The organism is Syntrophomonas zehnderi OL-4 (assembly GCF_000983115.1).
Lineage (GTDB): Bacteria > Bacillota > Syntrophomonadia > Syntrophomonadales > Syntrophomonadaceae > Syntrophomonas_B > Syntrophomonas_B zehnderi.
Genome location: NZ_CGIH01000020.1, coordinates 46068 through 70057, shown reverse-complemented (window position 1 = coordinate 70057; position 23990 = coordinate 46068). Strand labels below are relative to the sequence as shown.

The window sequence follows — 23990 nt, the reverse complement described above, 5'->3', positions numbered from 1 at the left end:
AATAAAAGCTATAATAATATTATTATAGCTTTTATATCCGGGGAGTAGTATGATATGGAACGCCAAGAATCACTTAAAATTAGCGGTATGTCCTGTGCTGCCTGTGCGGTACGCATCGAAAAAGGCTTGGCTAAAATGGAAGGGGTCAAGCAGGCAAACGTTAACCTTGCCTTACAGAAAGCCACGGTTGACTTTGATGACAGCATCACCGGACGCGAACAGTTAGCCGCGGCTGTAAAGAAACTAGGCTATGAAGTAATTGAAGATAAACCAGCTGCTACCGGCACTACCTTGCATATATCCGGGATGTCCTGTGCTGCCTGTGCCGCCCGCATAGAAAAGAAACTGGCCCAGACCGAAGGCGTGTCCCGGGTTATGGTCAACTTGAATACGGAGAAAGCCCAGATCGACTTTGATGAAAATAAAACCAGCCTGCCAGCACTGATTCAAATCATAGAAAAACTGGGCTATAAGGCCGAACTCATTAGCCGGATTAGCCGCGACCGGGAAAAAGAGACTCGCGATCAGGAAATAAGTAGTTTAAAGTCCGAATTGATAACATCTGCCATATTGAGTTCACCCTTGCTCCTGGCTATGATATTTACTTTATTTGGAATTGATATTGCCTTTCTGCACAATCAGTTCTTTCAATTGATAGTCGCAACCCCGGTGCAATTCATAATAGGCTATCGGTTTTATAAAAATGCTTATTTTGCACTGCGTTCAGGCAGTGCCAATATGGATGTTTTAATCGCCATGGGCACTACAGCCGCTTATTTTTTGAGCCTCTATAATGTTTTTTTCCAAACGGTTCCCCCGGGAACCATGAAGGACCTTTATTTTGAGGCCAGTGCGGTAGTAATTACCCTGGTGTTATTGGGTAAATACCTGGAAGCCGTTGCCAAGGGCAAAACTTCCGAGGCAATTAAAAAACTGATGGGACTAAGTCCCCAGACGGCTCACGTGGTCAGAAATGGTGAGGAAAAAGAACTGCCCATAGAAGAAGTACAGCCCGGTGACCTAATAATTGTTAAACCGGGTGAAAAGGTGCCGGTAGACGGCAAAATAGTAGCCGGCAGTTCATCCCTGGATGAATCCATGCTGACCGGCGAAAGTCTGCCGGTAGAAAAAACTACCGGAGATCATGTTATCGGGGCAACCATCAACAAATATGGGGCTTTTAAGTTTGAAGCCACCCAAGTCGGCCAGGATACGGTTCTGGCCCAGATAATTAAAATGGTCGAAGATGCACAGGGCTTTAAAGCGCCCATTCAAAAGGTGGCCGACCAGGTAGCGGGGATTTTCGTACCAGCCGTAATCACCGTTGCTTTACTCACCCTGGGAATCTGGTATCTTAACAGCGGTGATATCAACCAGGCCATAATCAGTGCCGTAGCTGTTCTGGTCATTGCCTGTCCCTGTGCGTTGGGTCTGGCAACCCCTACTGCCATAATGGTAGGTACGGGTTTAGGTGCCGAAAACGGCATCCTGATAAAAAGCGGTGAGCACCTGGAAACGGCTTATAAATTAAATACGATAGTATTGGACAAAACCGGAACTATAACCAATGGAGAACCGGAAGTAACCGACATAATATCTACTGGCAGCCTGTCCCCCCAGGAAATCCTGCGTTGGGCGGCTATAGCCGAAAAAAATTCCGAGCACCCGCTGGCAGCAGCGATATATAAACATGGTTTGAAAAGTGTTGGACAGGTACCTGATCCAGAAGACTTTGAAGCCATACCCGGCAAAGGAATTATAGCCACGGGAGAGGGTCGGAAAATATTGGTTGGTACCAGGAAACTTATGCAGGAACAAGGCATCGGCTTAGGTGACCATGAAACAATTATCACCCGCCTGGAGGATGAAGGGAAAACTGCCATGTTGATGACTGTCGACCATTCCCTGGCGGGAATCCTGGCGGTAGCCGATACGGTGAAAGGTCATTCCCGGGAGGCCATAGCCGATTTTAACCGGATGGGCCTTGAAGTCTATATGATTACCGGCGATAACCAAAGGACTGCTGCAGCGATTGCCGATCAGCTAGGCATAAAAAATGTTCTGGCAGAGGTCTTGCCGGAACATAAAGCTAAGGAGATACAAAAGCTGCAACAGGCAGGTAAAATTGTGGCAATGGTGGGCGATGGCATTAATGATGCTCCCGCTTTAGCAGCAGCGGATATAGGCATGGCGGTAGGAACCGGCACCGACATAGCTATGGAAGCTGCCGATATAACTTTGATGCGGGGTGATTTAAGGGCTATATCCGCCGCCATAAGGCTTTCCCGTCAAACCATGACTAAAATCAGGCAAAACCTATTTTGGGCTTTTATTTATAACATTATAGGCATTCCCTTTGCCGCCCTGGGACTCTTAAGTCCGGTAATTGCCGGCGGCGCTATGGCATTTAGCTCGGTCTCGGTAGTAACCAACTCACTAAGCTTGAAAAGGTTTAACCCTCAGCAGGTAAAATAGAAGCGTATGACGCAGCCGCGAAATTCGCGTAAATCCGCGTTTTTGCGTCTATTATAAATAATAAAAAAGGATGGTGGATTGTATGGCTGGCATTACTATTAAGGTTGGCGGAATGTCCTGTAGTCATTGTGAACAAAGTGTAAAAACCGCTCTTGGCTCGTTAGCAGGTGTTAAAAAGGTAGAGGTTGAACTTAGCAGCGGTCAGGTAACGATCGACTATGACCCTGACAAGGTAGACATCAAAACCATTCAGGACACAATAGAAGACCAGGGCTATGAAGTAAAAAACCGGTCTTAAAACAGAGTCTATTTAGCTTAAGACTTTTTCCCGGCAGAGGAAAATCCTTGGCCGGGAAAAGTCCTTTACTTATTTTTCGGTAACCTCATTATGATTATGCAGAATCAACATTAACAATGGCGTTATAAGGTAGATACTGGTAGTAGCTGCACATACGATCCCGGAATCATTAATCAGCCCACCTATTATCGCTGCCAGCAGGATCCCAGCAAAACCTTTAAACAAAGGCGGATACTTGTCCCGGATCATTTTCATGGCTCCTACCGGGCGATAGACCAATACCGCCAATGCTAACAGGATGGCGATAAACACCCGGGTCCAGATCGTATAACGGATAAGTTTCATATTCATAGCTGCTTTTCGCGCCATAATCAGCAGGGCCTCCTGCCAACCCCCTTGATAAATCTGGTGCGCCGCTCTGCCAATATGTGTCTGCATTTCCGCGGGCCGGGTCATGTCAAATATCGTAAAAGCCAGAACACTGGCCACTACCGCTCCCAAAAGTGAAAAAACCAGCTTGGGATTTAAATTATGACCGCTTAATAATATTAAGGTGACGATAAAAGCAATCGGAGCCGTTATCATGCCATCCGATTGGGCACCCAGGGAGGGAGCTGCCAGCATGTAGGTCTGACTTATGAAGAGCAGAGTAATCAAGCCCAAAATATAGGGACGTTTGATTTTTTGAGTGAGGGCAGCCGCTAAAAGAATCGAAGTCCCCATCAACACACCCACATATTCATTTCCAATACCATAGTAGCGAGCTCCTGACATAGGGTCGTAACCCAGCACCGAATTCTTGATAAGGCTACTGTTGTTTATAATATCAATATTAAGGATGATTAACGTCAAGGCTGAAATTGCAAGGAGTCCTTTGAAGTAATTACCCTTAAACAGCTTTCTGGTTGCAATATTAAGGATTATTGTAGCCAGTACGGCAATCAGCATATACTGCCCGTCACTGACCGCGGGGATGGCCCCCATTATCAAAAAAACAAAGGGGATCACTACCATCGCTAATAGGAGTCGGGAAGCGGTTTCTTTAAATCTGGGTTTAAACAATATACAAAATAAAGCAAAACAAATAAAAATAATTTGCAGCAAAACGTAGCCCTTAACCAAAGTAACCCGAACCCGGTTGATCATAGCTGTTTTTTGGGTTAACTGCTGTGCTGTCTCCAGGCGGTCTTGGTTGTCCGCAGAGGATCTTATCGGCTGCCCAATTACTACTTCCTGAGGAGGTTCAATATTAAAATAGTCCAAAATGGTAATGGCAACATCCGTATTGGCTACTATATAGTCCCTCCGGGTGGTAGATGAGCTGAGTACCCCCTGCTTAAATTCTGGCCCAACAATAATCAAAGGGGTGAAGGTGCTTTTCTCCTGTACCTTGACCATGGCTGCTGAGGGAACCGCAACCATGAGCATATCCTGGCTAAAATCCATATCTCCGGCCACTTTGGCCACGAACTGATCGATATCCTTTAGTACCCTTTCCCGTTCCCTAATCTGCATTTCCGGGCTGGCCACACCGGCTTTATCCATTCTGGCCAAATCCGATAAATCAACAATCCTAATTCCTGGGCTGTTTTGCAGGTGCTTTAATTGTTCCAACAAATAGCCGTAATTAGTACGGGTAGTTATGAAACTATCTTCTACCTCTTCACACGTTGCAATACCCACATCACCATGAGCTACCCGGCCGTAAAAATCCATGGCTAAAGCCACCGCAGGGCGATAATTAAAACCATTTATATCAGCGTTGCCTAAAACATGTACGTCTACGTTGTTCTTGCTCAGGGTATCCCCTAACATCCCCGGTCTGGTCGTTACCTTGTCTTTCATCATTGCCGTCTGTATTTCCGGCAAATTCAACAACAAGACTTCATGGCTGCCTGGATCTACACCCATTAGGTTTTCAAAAAACTGGGCACCGGTTTGGATTCCCTTGCCGGTTCGCTCATCATGGTTAAACCCGCAGATAGCCGCGCCTCCAGCTAAATTGCCCGCTCCCATGGTCAGGTAACCATCTTCACTGCCCCCTTTGCCCAGGGTTCGGTTGCTGCAAAGACCCAGCGATCCTTTATCTATCAGCCTACACAAACTGGGCGTTACAGCAGGATTTAAATCCTCCACAGCTAGTTTGTCAATAACCAACACCGTAAGTTTTCCGGAGGAGTTTATCGGCTCCCGGGCAAATGCCGGGGTAATCCAGCCTAACATGATGAGGACCAAACCCATTATAACTACCCGTTTTTTCATTTAAAAACACCTTTCTCATTAGTTCAGTGCACTTAAACCGTTAATTCATATATTTTACCTTATTAAAGGAAGATATGAAACTATATCTTAATCAGAAAAAGTTTAAGCCGACAAAAGCATTTCCTTTTGCCGGCTCATTGGTTAGTATTTACCTTTCATAAGGCGTAATTAGGTACTTTATACACCCTTCCTTGTTTCCGCCAAATATATCCATGGCTTTCATAATATCGTTTAAAGGCGAGCGATGGGTCAGCATAAACCGGGTATTTATCCTCCCAGCCTGGATTTCCTCCAACATACTGTCAACGCCTTCGCACTGCTGAATACCTGTTTTAAGCTGAATATTGCGATTAGGCATCAGATCCAAAGGCAGTTCCAGCGGCTTGGCGAAAAGTGAAATGGTGGACACAATTCCACCGACCCCCACTGAACGGGCCGCCATATTGATGGTGCTTTGTACGCCAGCTGTTTCTATGGCCGCGTTTACCCCACGCCGCTCCGTAATTTCCTTGATCTTTCTGACTACATCTACATCATTGGGATTAAAGGCATAATCAACAATTCCCTCTTTAAGGGCAGCATCCAATCTATCCTGAACAATATCCACCGCTATAACGGTTTTTGCTTCATATACGTTTTTAGCCAATAGGCAGGCGCACAAACCGACCGGGCCAACTCCAAAAACAGCAACCGTATCGCCCTTTTTAACTTCGGCATTCTCTACCCCGAATCTGGCAGTTCCCAGCATATCTCCCAGCAGGATTACATCCTCTTCCACCAGTCCCTCAGGAATATGAATCATGGAATTCATTGCATAGGGAATACGCACATATTCAGCCAAAGCTCCGTTCAGTCCTTCAAAATTACCGTAACATCCTCCGTTCTGACAGAAACTGGGGTAACCGATTTTACACATGGCACACTGGTTGCAGATTACTCCAGGCAGGCAGTGAACCCGATCCCCCACCTTAAATCCAGTCACTGCAGAACCCATTTCCACGATTTCGCCGCAGAATTCGTGTCCTAATATAATTGGGTAAGGGACAAACGGGATATGGCCTTCTGCTATATGCACGTCGGAAGTACACGGGGTGGCCAGGGTTACTTTTAATATCACATCTTCTGGGGCTTGAATCGTTGGTACCGGAACATCATCCAGGCTCAGTTTGTGGGGGCCATGGTAGACTAGGGCCTTCATGATCTTTTCCACTTTACTTCCTCCTTCTCGTTAATAATCCTCTTGGCATGATTTTACTTGAAACTGCCCCTTAGTACAATTCTAAAGTTAAAATACTAATATATACAAATACTTTTTGCAACGATATTTTTGTCCAGTATAATAATATTCTCTGACTCGAAAGACTCCTTGCCACCAGGTTTTGACCTATTTAAACCCCGTTTTAATCTTGAAAAATCACTTTTAATATTTTATAATTTAAGCAAGGTGGCGGAGATTATAGTACCTTTTAAAAATAGAGGTTTCTTGTTTCGTCCACTATTATGTTATCTTTAAAAGAAAGTAAAGCTTTTAGTTATCCTGATTCTATAGCGAATTGTAATAGGCGGTTGGTTCATTGAGTGTAGTATTTATATAGAGAGGTATAGTTTTTTTGTTAAGTGATGTCGATGCCCGTCTCCGCCACCTGCATATAATCTAAAAATCCTCCCCAGCCCAAGGCTGAAGAGGATTTTTTTTGCTACAAAAGAGGTATACCCGAAAGTATTCGGGTATACCTCTTTTTATATCCATATCCGTTGTGCGCCGGTCTTTTCTATAAGAAGGTCTTATTGGTACGTGACCAAATGCCCATCTTATGGGCTTCTTTGACCAGTTCATCGCGGAATCTCTCATCAGCCAGGCTGATGAGGCCTTCGGTCATACCCCAAATAGATCTGCCCTTCATGCAGATTATTCCGTTTTCAGTTACCAGATGGTGAACCACATGACGGGGGACGGTAACGATGGATCCCGGAGTAAGCATAGGATTGATGCGGGATTTTACATTGCCTTCCTTGTCAGTATAAGTAGATGTAAAAGCCAGGAAGCCCTTACCGCCCATGGAGTGGAAAGCTCCCTGAGTCCAGTCCAGCTGTCCGCCGGCTCCGGAAATCTGACGCAGTCCTGATGACTCGGAACATACCTGCCCCATCAAGTCTACCTCGACAATATTATTTAAGGAGATAACATTGTCATGCATAGATATACGGAAAGGCAGATTGGTATAGATGGATGTGCAGGAGCCACACTGGGGATTATTATCCAAGAAATCATACGTTTCCTGAGTTCCATAACAGAATGTATATGTGGATTTATCCCGGTCATAAGCCTTCTTACGGTTGGTTATACAGCCGTTTTTATACATCTCTATGTAAGCCGAAGTAAACATTTCAGTTTGTACACCCAGATCCTTAAGTCCGGATTTGGCAATCATATTACCCAGATAGTTGGGCAGCGAACCTATTCCCAACTGAATCAAACAACCATCATGGATTTCTTCCATCACCAGTTCGGCAATTTTCTCTTCAGCCGGAGTAGCCGGTGCATCAGGGGGGGTACAGAATAACGGCTGATTCGTTCCTTCAATGATATAATCAATTTCGCTTATATTGACATATTCACCTTCACCACCGAGACAGCGCGGCATATTTTCGTTGACTTCTACGATTGCGACCCGTTTGCTCTGCAGGGCTAAGGCTCTATTATGAGCGTTGCCGATTCCGAAATTAAAATTACCGTGTTCGTCCATGGGGCAGGTCTGGGCAACCCAAACTTCGGGCCAATAAGGAAGATAACGCTCCATTGGTCTGGAAAGCAGTATATAGCCTTCACTAAAGTTGGCCGGCACGTGGTTTACCAGTTGGTGGGGGGCCAAGGCACGATCTAAAGCTGTAAAATACCAGCTATAATAATAAAATGATTTATGGGTAGGATCCTTTACAGCTACCTGGGGAATTGGGGGTACACTCGCAGTCCCGCGGATACCCACATTTTCCAGCTCTCCGACCCGTTCTGCCAAGGCAATGTCAAAATCGACTGGTTTGGAATTGAAAACCCCATAGTCGACTAAATCACCGGATTGTACCAATTTAGCGGCTTGCTCAGCAGTGATTAATTTTCGTTTGTATTCCTCCATGTAAGTACTCAAGAATAATTTCCCTCCTCATTTTTTATACATTATTTCCAATTACATAGTGCTCTATCACTCTTCGCACTATTACGTCAAAGTATTCTATCAAAAGCTAAAAAATCCTCTATTTATTTCAATAATATTTTAATTTGACATTGTATATTTTTATTAATATATCTTTTAAGCTTTTAGTAATGTCTAAACCCCAAGATTTGTGAGACACAGATGGTAACAGGCGCTGGAAAACCTCCGTCATATGTTTTTATGTTAAATAATTGTCGAAATTGGTTGAAAATTTAGATTATATATCACAATGTTATAATTAATTATTATTTGTAATATTGCTATAATTATTATAAATACAAATTAATTGTCGGAAAATTACTTACAAAGGGGGTTGTTGTTTATGGAAATCGAACCAATGGATCGAATCTGGGAGAAAAGCTGGACTATCAGCTGGGTCAAGGAAGGCTATCAGCACGGCCGAGATCCTTTGTTTCATCATCTGTACACCAATACTATTCGTCACCGTCAGCGACCGGCCATTGTCTTCTATGGTCAGATAATTACCTGGGATGAACTGAGAGACTTATTAATGCGAGCTGCGGGAGGGCTGCAAAAGCTGGGAGTCGAAAAAGGGGATCGGGTTTACCTGGGGATGCAGAATTGTCCCCAATTCGTAATTTCATTTTTCGCAGCTCATTGCCTGGGCGCTATTGTTACAGCCATCAGCCCTGCCTATAAGGCCGGAGAGGTACGTTACATACTAAATGATAGCGGAGCCAAGGTGCTTATTATTGAGGAATCGGTAGTGCCGGTACTTAATGAGATCAAGGATCAGATTCCGGCGGTCGAAAATGTGATCGTTACTTCACTGGATGAATACCTGCCGTCAGATCCATATCCGGCTTTTCCCGCCGACTTGATGTCCAAGGGCATTAAATATCCGGGCACCATTAGTTGGCAGGAATTCATGGCCAGTGAACCACTGCAGGAAATGGCTGACGTAGATATTAACGATGTAGCTTTACTCCAATATACTTCAGGTACCACCGGAAAACCCAAAGGAGCTATGCTTACCCATATGAATCTATTAAACGGGGCATTTATAAATACGGCTCATACAGCAAATACAGTAGATACCGTTCAGGTAGGTATGTTACCGATGTTTCACATTACCGGTATGAACGACCACCTCTTAACGACAGCTTTTCTTGGCAGCACCTTATGCATTATTACTCGTTTTGACCCCGTTGCATTTCTGCAAATTGTTGAAAAATATCAGGCTAACTACAGTGTACTGGCCACCCCTATGGTAATCTACCTTGCCAGCCACCCCAGTTTCAGTGAATATGATATTTCCAGTTTATATAATTTTGGCATTGGCGGAGCTACGTTACCCCAGGCCGTATTTAACAAATATCTGGAAATGGGTATTACGCTGTGTGAAGGTTACGGTATGAGCGAAACGACTGCCACCGTATCCTTTAATCCCATTGAGGCCGCTAAACTAGGCAGTATTGGACTGCCCATGCCGCAAATTGATCTGCGCATAGTTGATATAGATGACTTAAGCAAAGACGTGCCTATAGGCGAAGAAGGAGAACTGTGGGTTAAGGGACCCAGCTGCGGAATCGGGTATTGGAACAACCCCGCAGGCACTGCTGAAACCTTTCTGGGAGATGGCTGGGTTCGAACCGGAGATATAGTAAAAATGGATGAAGACGGGTATCTATATATTTGCGGACGATTAAAGGAAATGATCAAGTCGTCGGCCTACAGCATCTTCCCGGCCGAAGTAGAAGAATACATGTACGGCCATCCGGCCATACTAGAGTGTTGTGTTATCGGCGTACCTCATGAAGTCAAGGGTGAGCTGGTGAAAGCCTTTGTAGTTCTAAGACCGGAATGGGACGGCAAAATTACGGAAAAGGAATTGATCGAATGGGCTAGAGGGCAGATGGCTCCCTACAAATACCCCCGCATCATAGAATTCCGGGATAGCTTGCCTAAAGGGCCTACCGGCAAGGTCGCCCGTAAAATTCTCAAAGAGGAGGAGAAACAAAGGGAATTGTCCTGTATTTCCTAAGCACTCACACCCGGCACTCAATGTGTTGAACAGCCAGAAACGTAATATGGCTAAACACGACTCCGTTTTCACTTTCTTGGCCTGCTCCCTTTTCAACAATTGAGTGCCGGGCACTCTTTTTTAAGGGGGAGTTAAAAAGAATACTGAATAGGTACCTGCTCCTACGTGCGAGCCAATGCTGGCTCCGATCTCGGAGATTACAAACTGGCTGCAGCCGAATTTCTCCTCGATCAGTTCTTTTATAATCAGGGCACCTTCCAGATCATTGGAGTGATTTATCCCAATTACTTGATTTTTCAGCTCATAGCCTCTTTCATCCATTATCTCCAGCATTCGTTTTTTGGCTTTCTTTAAACCATGCGCTTTTTCCAGCGGAATAATTTTCCCATCCACAAAGTGCAGGATCAATTTGATATTAAGCAGGTTGCCTATAGCAGCGGAGGTTGCGCTAACGCGTCCGCCGCGTTTGAGCATATCAAAATTGCCCACAATAAAAATATGTTGAATCCTCTTGATATTATCTTCTATTTCCTTTATGACCTCGGCTTTGCTCATACCAGCCTGGACTGCCTTAGCCGCACGCAGAACGGTCAGACCGTAGCCTACCGAAGCACTTTTGGAATCGATCACGGTTAAGCGATTAGGGTCAAGCATATCCCGGGCGATGCAGGCTGATTGATAGGTGCCGCTCAACCCGGAGGAAAATGCTATGTATATTATTTCATCATCACTTTCCTTTAACACCTTTTCAAATTCCGCCTGGAACTCAGCGGGATTGATCTGAGCAGTGGTGGGCATAACACCGGGTTCCTCGAGCATTTCGTAAAATCGGGACGGCTCAAGATCCAGGCGATCCCGATAGGTTTTGCCCTTTACGGTTACCGTTATGTACATAAGTTTGATACCGTATTCATCCAGAATATCTTTATCCAGATCACAGGCATTATCAGCATAGATTCTGATTTTTCCCATTACCATCATCTCCTCTTGTGCACAACTTATATAAAATGAATAAACACTGCGCTAACAGTGTTTAAAAATGGGCTTAAGCGTTGTGTTAGTTTAGCTGCTAATAGGATAATATGATTGTACTATGTTTTAGGATTATAGACAAGATTATGGCTTTGTTATACATCTTCAATATAAATATTTGCCTACACCAAAGGTCATTTTCTTCAGCTTGTAAATTATAATCATTTTCCTGAATCCATTCTCTCCCGGCGATCTATTTTCGTTTAAAACTAAAATTATTGTTCGTATACTTATGTCAGCGTGCTACAATTAATATATACGTTCCTGAATTTTACTTAATTGGAGGGATCTTTGATGATTGAATGGAAAGATGAGTATCGCTTGGGGATAGACAATATCGATGAACAGCACCGCAAACTTTTTGAGATAGCCGGTCAAGCCTATGCCCTTTTAAAGGATCAGTTTTCCGTGGATAAATACGATAATATCGTGACTATCCTGGAAGAACTTAAGGATTATGCGATTTATCATTTTCAGACAGAAGAACAATATATGCAGAGTATCGGTTACAGAAAATTACTATCGCATAAGGTGATGCATGATGATTTCATTGAAAAAATTAATAATACTGATCTTCGCAAGATAGATGCTGATCCCGAAAAATATTTAATAGAGGTGCTTGATTTTATCGTCAATTGGATAAGTGAACATATCCTGGGCCAGGACAAAAATTATGTGATATAGCTTAGTTATATTCTTGCATCTGTTCGTAGTTTCGCCAATGATTGGAGGAGTGCCGTATGCAAATAGAGATACCGATAAATGTCAAACTAATAATGGATACACTGCAAACGGAAGGATATCAAGCATTTATCTATGGCGCCTGTATCAGGGATACCCTTCTGGGATTGAAACCCATAAAATGGGACATTACGACCAATGCCCTCCCATCGGATATTGTTGCCCTCTTTGATGATCACCAGGGCTTCTCAGCCATTCCGGCTATCCGCGATTACAGTACGGTATCCCTTATCTATCAGGGGGAAAGCTATAACGTCAGTACGTTTCGAACTGGCACCGAGCATCGCTTCTCCAATGATATCGCCGAAGAAGTAAGACAAAACGATTTCACCATGAACACACTTGCATATAACGACCAAGCCGGGTTAGTAGACCTTTTAAACGGTGTTAACGATATTGAAAACAAACTTATCAAGTGCGCCCGGGATCCGGCTCACAGCATTAAAGAAGATACCGTAAGGATTCTGCGGGCCATCAGATTCGAATCCCAATTTGGATTTACCATGGATGACGAACTGATCGAAGCCATTCGCTCCTTTAATGATCCGGAAGCATTTAAAAATTCCGAAAAGGTCAGCAATGAGTTAACCCAAATCCTGCTTACCGATAGACCCTCCCTCGCTATTCGGAGGATGCTGGAGCTGGGGCTTTTGGAGCAAATTATACCTGAACTCATACCGGCAATCGGTTTTGATACCCACAGTTCTTTTCATGACAAAGATGTATTCGAACACACCCTGGTCGTTTTGGATCACTGTAAACCCAACCTGACCCTCAGGTTGGCGGCTCTCTTCCATGATATCGACAAACCTGGTTGTCTGACGATTGATGAGTTCGGTGAAGGACATTGTTATGGACATGCGGTCGGCGGCAGCAAAACTGCCCGGGAAGTGCTGACCCGGCTGAACTTTGATTCAAAAACGATAAGTGCCGTATGTGTGCTGATAAGAGAACACATGAACAGTTATGAAAACGTAACCGAACTAAGTATTAAACGCCTTATCCGCCGGGTTGGACCGAGCAATGTGGATAACCTTTTTGAGTTGCAGCTGGCTGATATCAAAGGTTCTGAACTATCCGGCCGGGATGTGGCCCGAATTACATCTGTCAGAAACCGCTGCTGGGAAGTTATCTCCCGAAAGGAACCGCTGACCACTCATGATCTGGATATCAGCGGTTATGATCTAATGCCCCTGTACCCTACCGGCAAGGAAATAGGCGAAGCCCTGGAATACCTGCTGGATAAAGTAGTGGAAAATCCTACTCTTAATAAAAAAGAACACCTGTTGGCTTTGTTAAAAACCAGGTAACAACTATAGTGAATCTCCATCCTGCTAATAATAAATTCCGGATTCAACCGATCTTCTAAACAAGCTTCTAAGCACCTGAGCAGTGTTCTAAACAAAAAACAGGGGGATATAAACAAAAGTTTAGTACCTTGACCGAATTCCGGTATAGCTTTTTCGGTCTATTACTATGTTTAAACATTTGTTTAGGCAACTAAGCAATATAAAAATTCACCTCCAGTCGATTTTATTCATGATACAACCAAAACTACCGACATTGACTTTTAAAATCTGTCAGGGAGCAGAACTTTTCCGACCGGAGACTGCTAAAACATGGTAGTCCCAGTCTCCGGAAAGGATTTTAGTTTATCCCGCTTGCTGGTTGGTTGACCGGATAATTTGATCATCTCAGGGCGCCTGGATCCTGCAGCCATACCAGTAAACGATATATGACCGAACTTCTAGCTCAGGCATTAATAGTATTAGATTCATGCCTGGACAAGACCTGATTTGGGGGATTCTCATTCGGTCAGTCGACCGATGGGATAGATTTGAGTGAGGGAGGTTTTGCTTTTGAGTAAGGAAGTGCTTAAATACCAATTGTTCATTGATGGTCAATGGACACCCGGTGAGTCAGGTGAGATGATGGACGTTATCAATCCTGCTAACCGGGAAGTGGTGGCCCAAGTTCCCAGGGCTACCCCTGGCGATGTAGATAAGGCATTGCATTCGGCTCGAAGAGCTTTTGAATCCGGCATATGGGCGAACAAATCCATTGATGAAAAAGTCGCAGTTCTTACTAATGCTACCATGGCTGTTATCGCCAACAAGGACCGGCTGGCTTACCTGGAATCTTTAACTTCGGGAGCCACCATGCGCCGAACCGGTTTTGTGGATGTTATGTCTGTGGCTGGTTCCCTGGCCATGTCAGCAGCTATCCTAAAACAAATGCCTGCAGTCGAACATGCCATCTGTCCCCCCTGGGTAGCCCCTATGCACAGTTATGTAATACGAGAGCCGATTGGAGTCTGCGCCGGAATTACCCCCTGGAATTTCCCCATGATCTTAGCGGCTTATAAATTTGCCCCAGCTTTGGCTATGGGCAACAGCATCGTTATGAAACCGGCCAGCATCACACCGGTAACAACCCTGGAGTTAGCTAAAATCTTAACAGATGCAGGCATACCACCAGGGGTATTCAACGTTATCTCCGGTCCCGGCTCCTCAATCGGCAATTACCTGGCAGCACACCCTCAGGTAGATAAGATCGGCTTTACCGGCTCCACCGAAGTAGGCAGACAGATTGCCCATCTGGCGGCTGACGGTATCAAGCGGGTAACCCTGGAGTTAGGGGGCAAATCACCTCTTATTGTCCTGGATGATGCCGATATTGATATGGCTGCCAGTATGACCCTGCTGGCTTTTCTAACCCACAGCGGTCAGGTCTGTGAATCCGGCACCCGTTTGCTAGTCCCCCGTAAAATGCAGGATCAATTGGTCGATAAGATGATTGAAAAGATAAAAAAATTAAATATAGGCGATCAGATGGATCTGGCAACTGATATGGGGCCGATTGCTTCTCAGGAACAATTAAATACTATCATGAATTATATTCAAATCGGCAAAGACGCCGGAGCCCAGATCGCCTACGGCGGTAGCCGTATGTCCGGCGGCATCTATGATGATGGTTTCTTCCACGAACCTACTATATTTATTGACTGCGACAATTCCATGCAGCATGTGCGCGAAGAAATATTTGGTCCGGTACAATGTGTCCTGCCGTATGATGATCTGGATGAAGCCATTGCTATCGCTAATGACAGTCCTTATGGCCTGGGCGGAGGAGTATGCAGCACCAATGCCACCCGGGCGCAGCAGGTGGCCAAGCGTATGCGTACCGGCAGTGTGTGGATCAATACCTGGCACATACTGCGTCCTGATGTTCCTTTTGGCGGTTATAAAGAAAGCGGCTACGGCCGGGAAAACTGTTACCATGCCTTGATGGCTTACAGTGAAGTGAAACATATCTGTCAGGATCTCAGTCCGGATGTGAACAGCCACTTTGTTTATTCTTTATTTGGATTTAACCGCTAGATAAGGAGGTATTTGAAAATGGCAATACCGAAATATTTTGTATGGGAATATAAAACCCTGGTGGAAGTAGGCTCGGGTTGTCGCACCTTTACGGCCCAGCGTTTTATGGAAATGGGTTGTAAACGGGTTGGCATAATTACCGATCAGGGGTTGGTTCAGGCTGGCATCGTCGACATGGTTAAAGATATTTTTGTAATGCAGGGCGGTGTCAAACTGGTCGGCATCTACGATAAAATTGAGCAGGATGCCGGTATGCGCCTAATTAACGATTGCGCTCGCTGGTATCGGGAAAATGCACTTGATGGCATGCTGGTTTTGGGGGGCGGCAGTGTAATGGATTCCGCCAAAGGAGTTAAAATGCTCTTAGGCATGGGCGAAACCGACATAAAAAAACTGATGCCCGGTAATCTGGGCCCTTATATTCGTCCCCTGGGGCAGCCCTTAGGGGTACCGAGTGTGTTCATACCTACAACTGCCGGCACCGGATCCGAGGTATCACCCCTGGCAGTTATATACAATGAAGATGACAAGGTGAAAGGGGATGTTATGCACCCCTATATAGCTGCGGATATAGCCCTTTTAGATCCTGATCTGACCGTAGGTCTGCCCCCGGCAATGACAGCCGCCACCGGGCTGGACGCCTTGGGGCATGCGGTGGAAGGACTTACTTCGCCGGAGGCCAATTGTATGGCTGATGCCCTAAGCATTCAGGCTATAAAATTAATCGTTGAATACCTCCCTATAGCCGTCAACGATGGCAAAAACCTGGAAGCCCGCACCAAGATGCTGGCCGCCAGCAATATGTCTATCATGGGTTTTGCCATGGGCGGAATGATGTTTCCGATTCATAATGTCGCCCATGCGGCCGGCGGTCAGTTGCGTATCCCCCATGGTCAGGCCGTAGGCGTAGGTATGTCTGCCTGCATGGAACATATGCCCTGGCATTACATGCCCAAAGCCCAGGAATTAGCCGATGCTTTTGGAGTAAAAACCAGCAGTAATGATTCGGTGGAGCTGGTGGCTCTGATTCGGGAAAGGGTCTTGCAACTAATGAAGGAATGCGGGTTTAAACCGCAATTTGAACAACCTCTGGACGCCCAAGGAAAAGAGATAATGTTGGGGGCGATAAAAGGTGATCCCACGGCTATGCTGTATCCCATACCGGATGATACCATTAAATCAATAATTAACACGGTTTTTCCCGAGTCAAAATAATGCTGTTAAAACAGGGGGCGGGGTTTGTTTTTGTAACCCCGCCCCCTTTGGTCCTCACATATGTAGAATCCGAAAGGTGCAAGCACTCATGAAAATGGTTGCGTGATACATGCTTCCCACCGGAAGCTAAAGCTTCCGCTACCTGGCGGATAATCTTGTTTTATTGCGTACCTGATAAATGGGTTCCCGCACCGGAAGCTAAAGCTTCCGCTACCCGGCGGATAATCTTGTTTTATTGCGTACCTGATAAATGGATTCCCACACCGGAAGCTAAAGCTTCCGCTACCTGGCGGATAATCTTGTCTTATTGCGTACCTGATAAATGGGTTTACCGCACCGGAAGCTAAAGCTTCCGCTACCCGGCGGATAATCTTGTTTTATTGCGTACCTGATAAATGGGTTCCCGCACCGGAAGCTAAAGCTTCCGCTACCCGGCGGATAATCTTGTTTTATTGCGTACCTGATAAATGGGTTCCCACACCGGAAGCTAAAGCTTCCGCTACCTGGCGGATAATCTTGTTTTATTGCGTACCTGATAAATGGTATCCCACACCGGAAGCTAAAGCTTCCGCTACCCGGCGGATAATCTTGTTTTATTGCGTACCTGATAAATGGGGTTACCGCACCGGAAGCGTTTAAACTCCTATTAACGCCAGGAACAATAATATTTCTCAGCGATATCAACGACAATAAAAAGGCAAAAACCCATAAAACTTAAAACCACGATACCGGCATACATATCCAAGTAATTAACCCGCATCCAGGCATCCATAATAAAATAGCCCATTCCGTACTCGGTTCCAAATGTCTCGGTAAAGAATAGTACGGATACGGCCGTGCCCAAGGCCAAACGGGTGGCGGTTAAAACCTCAGCCAGGGAAGCGGGAATGATGATTTCCCTAAACATCTGCCAACGCCCGGCACCCAGGGATTGAAGTGAGCGAAATACCTGGGCGGGAATATTTTTAACGGCATCCCGAGAGGTTATTATTATTTGAAAAATAACGATTAGTACGATCATAATCAGCTTGGAGGCTTCGCCTAAACCGAATAACAGCATAACAATTGGTAGCAAGGCGATTTTGGGAATAGGATACGTAAAGTAGACTAAGGGGGAAAATATTTTATCCAGCTTTTCAAAATAACCCATTAAAAAACCCAGCGGTACCCCTAAACCAATGGCAATAAAAATCCCCTTTAAGATCCTGCCCAAACTAGATACGACATGTACCTGCATTTGATTGGCAAATATATCTGCTATATTTACGAAGACTGCTCCTGGTGTTGGGATAATGGGAATCTTGAGCAGCCAGGCGACTGCCTGCCACAGAATAATAACCAGACCAAAACCATACAGTGCTCCTTGCCATTTTCCGTTTGATGACACCTTTATCTTCCTTTATCCAATACTTTTCTAATCCGAGCGGACATATCGTAATAATCATCCTGGAGACGCATATCCTCCATCTTAAAACAAGGGTTATCTATTACTTCCAGTATCGTCCCCGGCGCAGGCGATAAAACCACAATTTTACTGCCCAGATACAGGGCCTCATCAACGCTGTGGGTTATAAAAGCCGTGGTTACATTGTGTTGTTTCCAGGTATCCAGGAAAAGCTCCTGCATCTCTTCTCGACTGATCGCATCCAAGGCTGAAAACGGCTCGTCCATCAGCAACAGATCAGGTTTTAATATGAAAGATCTGGCTATTGCTACCCTTTGCTGCTGGCCCCCGCTTAATTCCTTCGGGTATCGGTCCAAAAGATGGTCAATACCTAGCTGCTCCAGGATATATTGGCCGTATTCATCCAACCGCCGCTGTCCGTCCTTGATCTTTGTTCCTAAAACAACATTTTGATAGACATTTCTCCAGGGCATCAACCCATAATTTTGCATGATCATTCCGATACGTTGTTTTTTAGGATCGACAGGCTGACTATTAATCAATACCCTTCCCGTATAATCCTTGATAATTCCTGATAAAACATATAACAACGTTGATTTCCCGCATCCGGACGGTCCGATAAAGGTATATATTTGCCCGGCCGGAATTTCTATATTGATCCGCTCCAAAGCCAGGACGAAATCGTCCTGGCGCAGATATTTAACTGTCAAGTCTTTAATCTCTATCACTTGGATATTTACCTCAAGATATTCTTGTCTACCAGGTCAGCATACTCGTAATTTCCTTTGATAAGGTTTTTAGTCCGCATCCACTCGACAACATCAGCCACGATATTTTCATCCGGCAGTGCCATCTTACGGTATTGGGGAAGCTGCAAGGAATCCTTGATGACCGGAGGGAAACCCTGTGTCTTGATTACGTAATCGCTGAAGCTGTCCAGGGGTTCTTTATCAAGATAGTCTACCGCTTGATTATACGCCCTTATAACCGCCTTTACCTCTTGGGGACTCTCCTTAAGACTCTTTTGCGTAAAAGCAATGGCCCCGGCCTTGTTGGCCATCCGATCGGTACTTTGCAATACCTTGGCACCGTTTTTTACCGCCAGGCCGGCTAATGGTTCCGGCAGGATACCTGCGTCTATCTTGCCTCCCTGTAGCATTTCCATCCGGGTAGGCAGGGGGGCAATGGCGATTTTATTTATATCTTCGGGTTTAAGCCCCGCGGCTGCCAACATTTGGTCGGTGGTATATTCCATAATCGTGTTGGTTGACAAACCGATGCTTTTTCCTGGCAGATCCTGCATAGACATGATACCCGATTCTTTTCCGGCCATGAGTTCGATATTGCCATCGTTGGAGGAGATCATCTTAAGATTAAAGCCTCCCTCATTAGCGAAGACAACTGCTAAAACATCGGTTACAACCCCATCCAGTTCCCCGGTTTGCAGGGCACTGTCACGATCTTGGGCACTTTTGAAATGCTCAATCTTAACCTTGACACCCTCTTGGGCAAAATAGCCATTTTTATCCGCAATGATAAAAGGAATTGATTCTACATCGGGCATAACCCCGATACGAATAGTTTTTTCATTTTTATCCGGTGCGGCGTCATTCTGGCCCGAACTGCAACCAGCCATTGTGAAACCAAAAACGATAATAAGCAAACCTACTAAAAACCTCTTCATCTTTATTCCCCCACCTTATTTTTAAACGACTCATTAATTCTACTTTTTGATTATACACCAATTTCTTTTTGTTTTCGCACACACTTAACAACAACCGCCTTTTATGGGGCAGTTTTGCCTGCATTCGGTTACTTGAATCGACTCCCCGCAAAAACCTGTCGATTCATGGGAAGGTCAGGTGGTGGACTTTGCCGGAAAGCATCTATTAGAATAGAAAGAAAAGTAATATCGAGGATTTATTATTATGAACATTTCTTTAGCGTCAACCCGAGCCGAACAACTGTCACCTTTTATCGTCATGGAAGTACTGGAAAAAGCCCAATCCATGAAAGCCCAGGGAGAGGATATTATTCACCTGGAAGTAGGCGAGCCGGATTTTGCCACTCCCACACCGGTTAAAGAAGCTGCCCTGCGGGCTATTCAAAACAATGATACCCACTACACCCATAGTCTAGGCAAACTTAGCCTGCGGGAAGAAATCGCCCATTACTATTTTAGAAAATATGGGGTGGAAATATCCCCTGAACAGGTGCTGGTCACTTCGGGAACCTCTCCGGGCATGTTGTTGGTTTTCTCAGTTCTTCTGGAGAAAGGAGAAGAAATTATCCTGCCTGATCCCTATTATGCCTGTTATCCGAATTTTATCCGCTTTGTAAATGGCAACCCGGTATGCGTCCCGGTAAGTGAAGCAGGCGGCTTCAAATACAGTCCTGAGGATATAAAACAACATTTAAGTCCGCTGACCCGGGCTATAATGGTCAACTCCCCCAGCAATCCGACCGGAAGCGTATGCAGTGCCAGCGAACTTAAAGATTTGGCCGATTTAGGTCAAATTATTATTGCCGATGAAATATACAATGGCCTGATTTATGAAGGCGAGGAACATACCATCCTGGAATTTACCGACCGGGCCTTTGTGATCAATGGCTTCTCCAAGCTTTTTGCCATGACCGGCTGGCGCTTGGGGTATGTTATCGCTCCCCGGGAATACATTCGGGCCATGCAGATCATGCAGCAGAATTTCTTTATCTGTGCTTCCTCCTTTGCCCAAGAAGGTGGTATCGCCGCGCTGCGTGACTGTGAAAAGGATGTCAAGTCCATGGTCAATATTTATAATGAGCGCCGCCGCTACTTGTTAGGGCGCTTAAAAGAGATGGGGATTGCTACTAGCCATGACCCCAGCGGGGCCTTCTATGCACTGGGCAATGTCAAGCGATATACGAATAACTCCTACCAGTTTGCTTTTGAAATCCTGGAACAAGCCAAGGTGGCTGTGACTCCGGGCATTGATTTCGGAGCCAATTGCGAAGGTTATATTCGTTTTTCCTATGCCAATTCCCTGGATAATATTAAAGAGGGTATGAATCGCCTGGAGCACTTTTTAATGAGCAAATAGAGTTTAAGGACACACTGATTTATGCCGCGGCCCCCCTGGGGCCGCCCAACCGTCGGCATCAGTTCTATAATGCCGTAGAGATAAATACTGATCTGGTAGCTTCATCCCAAGTGACATTATATCCCAGATTTTCGGCTGCGTAGCGTGCCGGCAGCATAGTACGACCCTGGCTGATCCGGGGAGATGTATCGATCGTTTGCGGCTGACCATTAATAAACATGACCGTACTACCGATAGTCATTTCCACTCGGTTTCCGCCTTTTACCAAAGTAACTTTCCGTGCGGCTTCATTCCAAGTAATATTACTATCGGCAACCCCTAACATATGCCCCAGATAACGTACCGGTACATAGCTGCGCCCATCTATTATATAAGGGGTCGTATCCATAACCCGAGCCATGCCGTTTACTTCATAGATATTGGAATCTATTTTAAACCTCCCGACTACAACGCCTGCAGGTGGAGCGCATTGGCCTATAACTGCTTCGGCAAGCGTAGCAACGTTAAATATGCCTGCCTGGTTGGTCAGGGCACCGGAAGCCTTGGCATTAACCCTCAGCTTTATATCTCCTTCCGGAACGGCCCGGTTAAGGGTTAGTTTTAGGTTGGACAGTTTTATTCGGGCTGGTTGGGTGCTGGTGTTTTTAAAGCTGATCTGCACAGACTGTCCGCCGGCAACAGTAAAAACCTGATTTATTTGAATATCCCCAGCCGTAACCACAGCCGTTGGCTTTTCCGCAAAGGTAACCCCCACAGGGAGATCCAACTGTATTATTTCAGGGGCAGCCTTAATCGTCCCTGCCCGGCTCTCAGTCATTTCCATATCCCCGATCGCCTGCGCCTGTATGCCTGGTGTTAACCGGGAAGGATTTACAGCCGCCAGGCTTAAGGGAGGTTTGACCGTGGCTACCCTGACCTGACCATTAGCTCCGGCACTGCCACCGACGGCAACGGTAATATCACCACTGTAATCAGGGCTGATTTTAACTTGCAGGTCTTTGATATCAAGGCTGCTCTTGGGAAAACCATCCTCCGGCAAAACGATCTTTAATACCCTTTGACTGCCATCCAGCGAGACCCGGGCATTTTTCGATTTGGCCCAGTCCCCTCCGCTGTTAACCCTGGTCTGAAAAACCGTGGTCTGGTTACCAGTCGGACCGACTGCGAAATTAGTATCATCCCAGCGCACCCCCGCGGGCAGGGCAAATGTCACGGTGCGATTGGGAATCAATGAACCGGCCACGTTTTCAATAATACTAAAAGACCCCAGTTTAGTATTATCCCGGCCGGCCACTACCTCCACTTCGGTTTGGGCGGAAACGGCTACACCATAATCGGCATAATTGGCTATAACGATCTTGGCCGGCGTCACCTCAGGACCACTGATAGTTATGGCAACATCGCCCCTACGGGCAATCGTTTCATCCGCAACCCTTATCACGGTATCATTAAGGTAGATCCTTCCCTCGGAGGGCAGGTTACCCAGACCTTGGGCCGGACATGTTATTATCAGGGTTCGGCCACTTCTATCAGCACTATCGAGGGAGGATGTAAATTTCATGCCATTAAATCCCCAGGATGCGGTAATAAAACCGGCAGCATTCCATTCAAATCCTTCCGGCAGCCTAAGTCTGATGGTTTCACCGTTAGTCAGGCTGTTCCTGGTTGCTTCCTGGATAACTATGGTATCCAAAACCGTCGGTAATGTTCCCATGGTAGCAACACTGTTGGCCCAGGCCATACATCCCTTGCCGGTATTTATCCACCGGGCCACGGCAAGACTTCCGCTGCTAAAGCCGGTATTAGAGGGTGTAGTAACGGTAACATTTATGTCGGAGTCAAACGTTTTAGTTACCTTAACTGATTGCAGGCCGACATATAATCGCCCGGCAGTCGTTCCGGCTTTAAACAGGGCAGGATTTAGCACCTTTATTTCTATAAAGGATTTGCCGACTGCGCAGGCCTGCCACGCATTAGTCGTACTGTTATCGACATTCAAAGCATTGCTGACGCATCCGGCCGTTTCAGGAGCATACACCTTTACATTAGCTTTATGACGGGGCGCAATCCCGGCCGCGTTATAGGTTACACCTTCTAGGGAAGAATGATGCCCGGCTGAGTCAGCCGCCACTTCAAAACCAACCGCGTTTTTATTCTCAGTCGCAGCAGAACTATAGGTTACGCGCGCAGAGTCCCATACCCCGGCGGATAAGTCCGGCGTATTATCCATTTCCAAACCCGCCGGCAAAGCTATGGTTAAAAGGTCATTTGGCGACAAAGCCTCTGTATTGGGAATATCAATCTGAATAATTGGGTAAGTAAGATATGTATTTATGGCTGATACTGTTTCGGTTCTTATCAGCGAATAGTTTGAACTGGCTGCTGCCGGAAATGGAGCCAATAGCGGCAAGACCACGGCTAAACATAAAAAAATCAATGTCACAGCCGCTATCTGGGGATGTGTTTTTTTAAGCATAATGTTTCTCCTTTTTTCAATGTATATTGCTGCGATGCAGGTAATAAAAAAGCCGGACATCTTGTCTGAGCTTGTTTAAATTATACAAGTATAGCAAGGCAAATCTTAAGCGGTACTTATTGCCAGTTTAAAATCCTCGGATTAATGTAGAACCTGGCAGGATGGATAGTAAAGGACTGTTAAGGGAATAGTAAGCTAATAGACGCAGATTGCTACCCCCCGAAAGCTAAACATCCGCTGCGGCTATTTCGGTAAAACCCCTTATTCAAAAATTACCAGGCTTTGGGGTGCGGATGGTTAAAGATAAAATTCCTGCGGGGACAACCGATGCTCCCTGACGGTCGCAATTAAGGTCGCCCCCTGCGGGGACAACCGATGCTCCCTGACGGTCGCAATTAAGGTCGCTTTG

General features: G+C 45.6%; 16 protein-coding genes. 8 read left to right on the top strand and 8 right to left on the bottom strand.

The window, feature by feature from the left end:
• Positions 1-54: 54 nt before the first annotated feature.
• Positions 55-2475 carry a heavy metal translocating P-type ATPase gene (locus tag AAV90_RS05725; RefSeq protein ID WP_046496529.1) on the top strand — a complete coding sequence of 807 codons (2421 nt, stop codon included), beginning with the start codon at positions 55-57 and terminating at the stop codon, positions 2473-2475.
• A gap of 82 nt (positions 2476-2557) precedes the next feature.
• Entirely contained in the window at positions 2558-2773 is a 216-nt protein-coding gene (copZ, locus tag AAV90_RS05720; RefSeq protein ID WP_046496528.1) for a copper chaperone CopZ, read from the top strand.
• A 69-nt stretch (positions 2774-2842) separates the two neighbouring features.
• Here the strand turns inward: copZ and AAV90_RS05715 are convergent, their stop codons facing one another.
• The 3 genes from AAV90_RS05715 to AAV90_RS05705 form a co-directional block, all read right to left on the bottom strand.
• A complete protein-coding gene (locus AAV90_RS05715) occupies positions 2843-5035 on the bottom strand; it encodes a hypothetical protein (RefSeq protein ID WP_046496526.1) in 2193 nt (730 codons plus the stop codon).
• Positions 5036-5183: 148 nt separating this feature from the next.
• Complete coding sequence (locus AAV90_RS05710; protein ID WP_242847490.1) at positions 5184-6245, bottom strand: zinc-dependent alcohol dehydrogenase; 1062 nt, start codon at positions 6243-6245, stop codon at positions 5184-5186.
• A 562-nt stretch (positions 6246-6807) separates the two neighbouring features.
• Positions 6808-8181 (bottom strand): acetyl-CoA hydrolase/transferase family protein, encoded by a 1374-nt coding sequence (locus tag AAV90_RS05705; protein WP_046496524.1) that lies wholly within the window; start codon positions 8179-8181, stop codon positions 6808-6810.
• Between the two features lie 388 nt (positions 8182-8569).
• Here AAV90_RS05705 and AAV90_RS05700 point away from each other — a divergent pair, with 388 nt between their 5' ends.
• Positions 8570-10252 (top strand): AMP-binding protein, encoded by a 1683-nt coding sequence (locus AAV90_RS05700; RefSeq protein ID WP_052729621.1) that lies wholly within the window; start codon positions 8570-8572, stop codon positions 10250-10252.
• Positions 10253-10372: 120 nt separating this feature from the next.
• Here AAV90_RS05700 and AAV90_RS05695 read toward each other — a convergent pair whose 3' ends face one another.
• Positions 10373-11224, bottom strand: coding sequence for a DegV family protein (locus AAV90_RS05695; protein ID WP_046496522.1), 852 nt, complete (start codon positions 11222-11224; stop codon positions 10373-10375).
• 354 nt (positions 11225-11578) lie between these two features.
• Between AAV90_RS05695 and AAV90_RS05690 the strand changes: the two genes are divergently transcribed.
• The 4 genes from AAV90_RS05690 (at position 11579) to AAV90_RS05675 (ending at position 16620) form a co-directional block, all read left to right on the top strand.
• Positions 11579-11968 carry a bacteriohemerythrin gene (locus tag AAV90_RS05690; protein ID WP_046496520.1) on the top strand — a complete coding sequence of 130 codons (390 nt, stop codon included), beginning with the start codon at positions 11579-11581 and terminating at the stop codon, positions 11966-11968.
• Positions 11969-12024: 56 nt separating this feature from the next.
• Entirely contained in the window at positions 12025-13335 is a 1311-nt protein-coding gene (locus AAV90_RS05685) for a CCA tRNA nucleotidyltransferase (RefSeq protein ID WP_052729620.1), read from the top strand.
• Positions 13336-13884: 549 nt separating this feature from the next.
• On the top strand, positions 13885-15405 hold the full coding sequence (locus AAV90_RS05680) for an aldehyde dehydrogenase family protein (RefSeq protein ID WP_084691489.1): 1521 nt from the start codon (positions 13885-13887) through the stop codon (positions 15403-15405).
• 18 nt (positions 15406-15423) lie between these two features.
• A complete protein-coding gene (locus AAV90_RS05675) occupies positions 15424-16620 on the top strand; it encodes an iron-containing alcohol dehydrogenase (RefSeq protein WP_052729619.1) in 1197 nt (398 codons plus the stop codon).
• 646 nt (positions 16621-17266) lie between these two features.
• On the opposite strand, the gene AAV90_RS05660 is transcribed toward AAV90_RS05675, so the two are convergent.
• Genes AAV90_RS05660 through AAV90_RS05650 form a run of 3 tightly spaced genes read right to left on the bottom strand, consistent with a single transcriptional unit; the run spans position 17267 to position 19709 of the window.
• Entirely contained in the window at positions 17267-18007 is a 741-nt protein-coding gene (locus tag AAV90_RS05660; RefSeq protein WP_046496511.1) for an ABC transporter permease, read from the bottom strand.
• A 2-nt stretch (positions 18008-18009) separates the two neighbouring features.
• Entirely contained in the window at positions 18010-18753 is a 744-nt protein-coding gene (locus tag AAV90_RS05655; RefSeq protein WP_046496509.1) for an ABC transporter ATP-binding protein, read from the bottom strand.
• Between the two features lie 8 nt (positions 18754-18761).
• The gene (locus AAV90_RS05650) at positions 18762-19709 is read right to left on the bottom strand and encodes an ABC transporter substrate-binding protein (RefSeq protein WP_046496507.1); all 948 of its coding nucleotides are present in this window, start codon (positions 19707-19709) and stop codon (positions 18762-18764) included.
• Positions 19710-19953: 244 nt separating this feature from the next.
• Between AAV90_RS05650 and AAV90_RS05645 the strand changes: the two genes are divergently transcribed.
• Complete coding sequence (locus AAV90_RS05645) at positions 19954-21105, top strand: pyridoxal phosphate-dependent aminotransferase (protein WP_046496505.1); 1152 nt, start codon at positions 19954-19956, stop codon at positions 21103-21105.
• A 64-nt stretch (positions 21106-21169) separates the two neighbouring features.
• Here AAV90_RS05645 and AAV90_RS05640 read toward each other — a convergent pair whose 3' ends face one another.
• Positions 21170-23581: a copper amine oxidase N-terminal domain-containing protein gene (locus AAV90_RS05640; protein ID WP_046496503.1), complete on the bottom strand. Its 2412-nt coding sequence runs from the start codon at positions 23579-23581 to the stop codon at positions 21170-21172.
• Positions 23582-23990 lie beyond the last annotated feature (409 nt).

Excerpts from the sequence above, each read along its gene's own strand:
- AAV90_RS05690 (WP_046496520.1), top strand. The coding sequence starts at position 11,579 with ATGATTGAATGGAAAGATGAGTATCGCTTGGGGATAGACAATATCGAT.
- AAV90_RS05715 (WP_046496526.1), bottom strand. The coding sequence starts at position 5,035 with ATGAAAAAACGGGTAGTTATAATGGGTTTGGTCCTCATCATGTTAGGC.
- copZ (WP_046496528.1), top strand. The coding sequence starts at position 2,558 with ATGGCTGGCATTACTATTAAGGTTGGCGGAATGTCCTGTAGTCATTGT.
- AAV90_RS05685 (WP_052729620.1), top strand. The coding sequence starts at position 12,025 with ATGCAAATAGAGATACCGATAAATGTCAAACTAATAATGGATACACTG.
- AAV90_RS05645 (WP_046496505.1), top strand. The coding sequence starts at position 19,954 with ATGAACATTTCTTTAGCGTCAACCCGAGCCGAACAACTGTCACCTTTT.
- AAV90_RS05695 (WP_046496522.1), bottom strand. The coding sequence starts at position 11,224 with ATGGGAAAAATCAGAATCTATGCTGATAATGCCTGTGATCTGGATAAA.
- AAV90_RS05650 (WP_046496507.1), bottom strand. The coding sequence starts at position 19,709 with ATGAAGAGGTTTTTAGTAGGTTTGCTTATTATCGTTTTTGGTTTCACA.
- AAV90_RS05675 (WP_052729619.1), top strand. The coding sequence starts at position 15,424 with ATGGCAATACCGAAATATTTTGTATGGGAATATAAAACCCTGGTGGAA.
- AAV90_RS05700 (WP_052729621.1), top strand. The coding sequence starts at position 8,570 with ATGGAAATCGAACCAATGGATCGAATCTGGGAGAAAAGCTGGACTATC.
- AAV90_RS05640 (WP_046496503.1), bottom strand. The coding sequence starts at position 23,581 with ATGCTTAAAAAAACACATCCCCAGATAGCGGCTGTGACATTGATTTTT.
- AAV90_RS05725 (WP_046496529.1), top strand. The coding sequence starts at position 55 with ATGGAACGCCAAGAATCACTTAAAATTAGCGGTATGTCCTGTGCTGCC.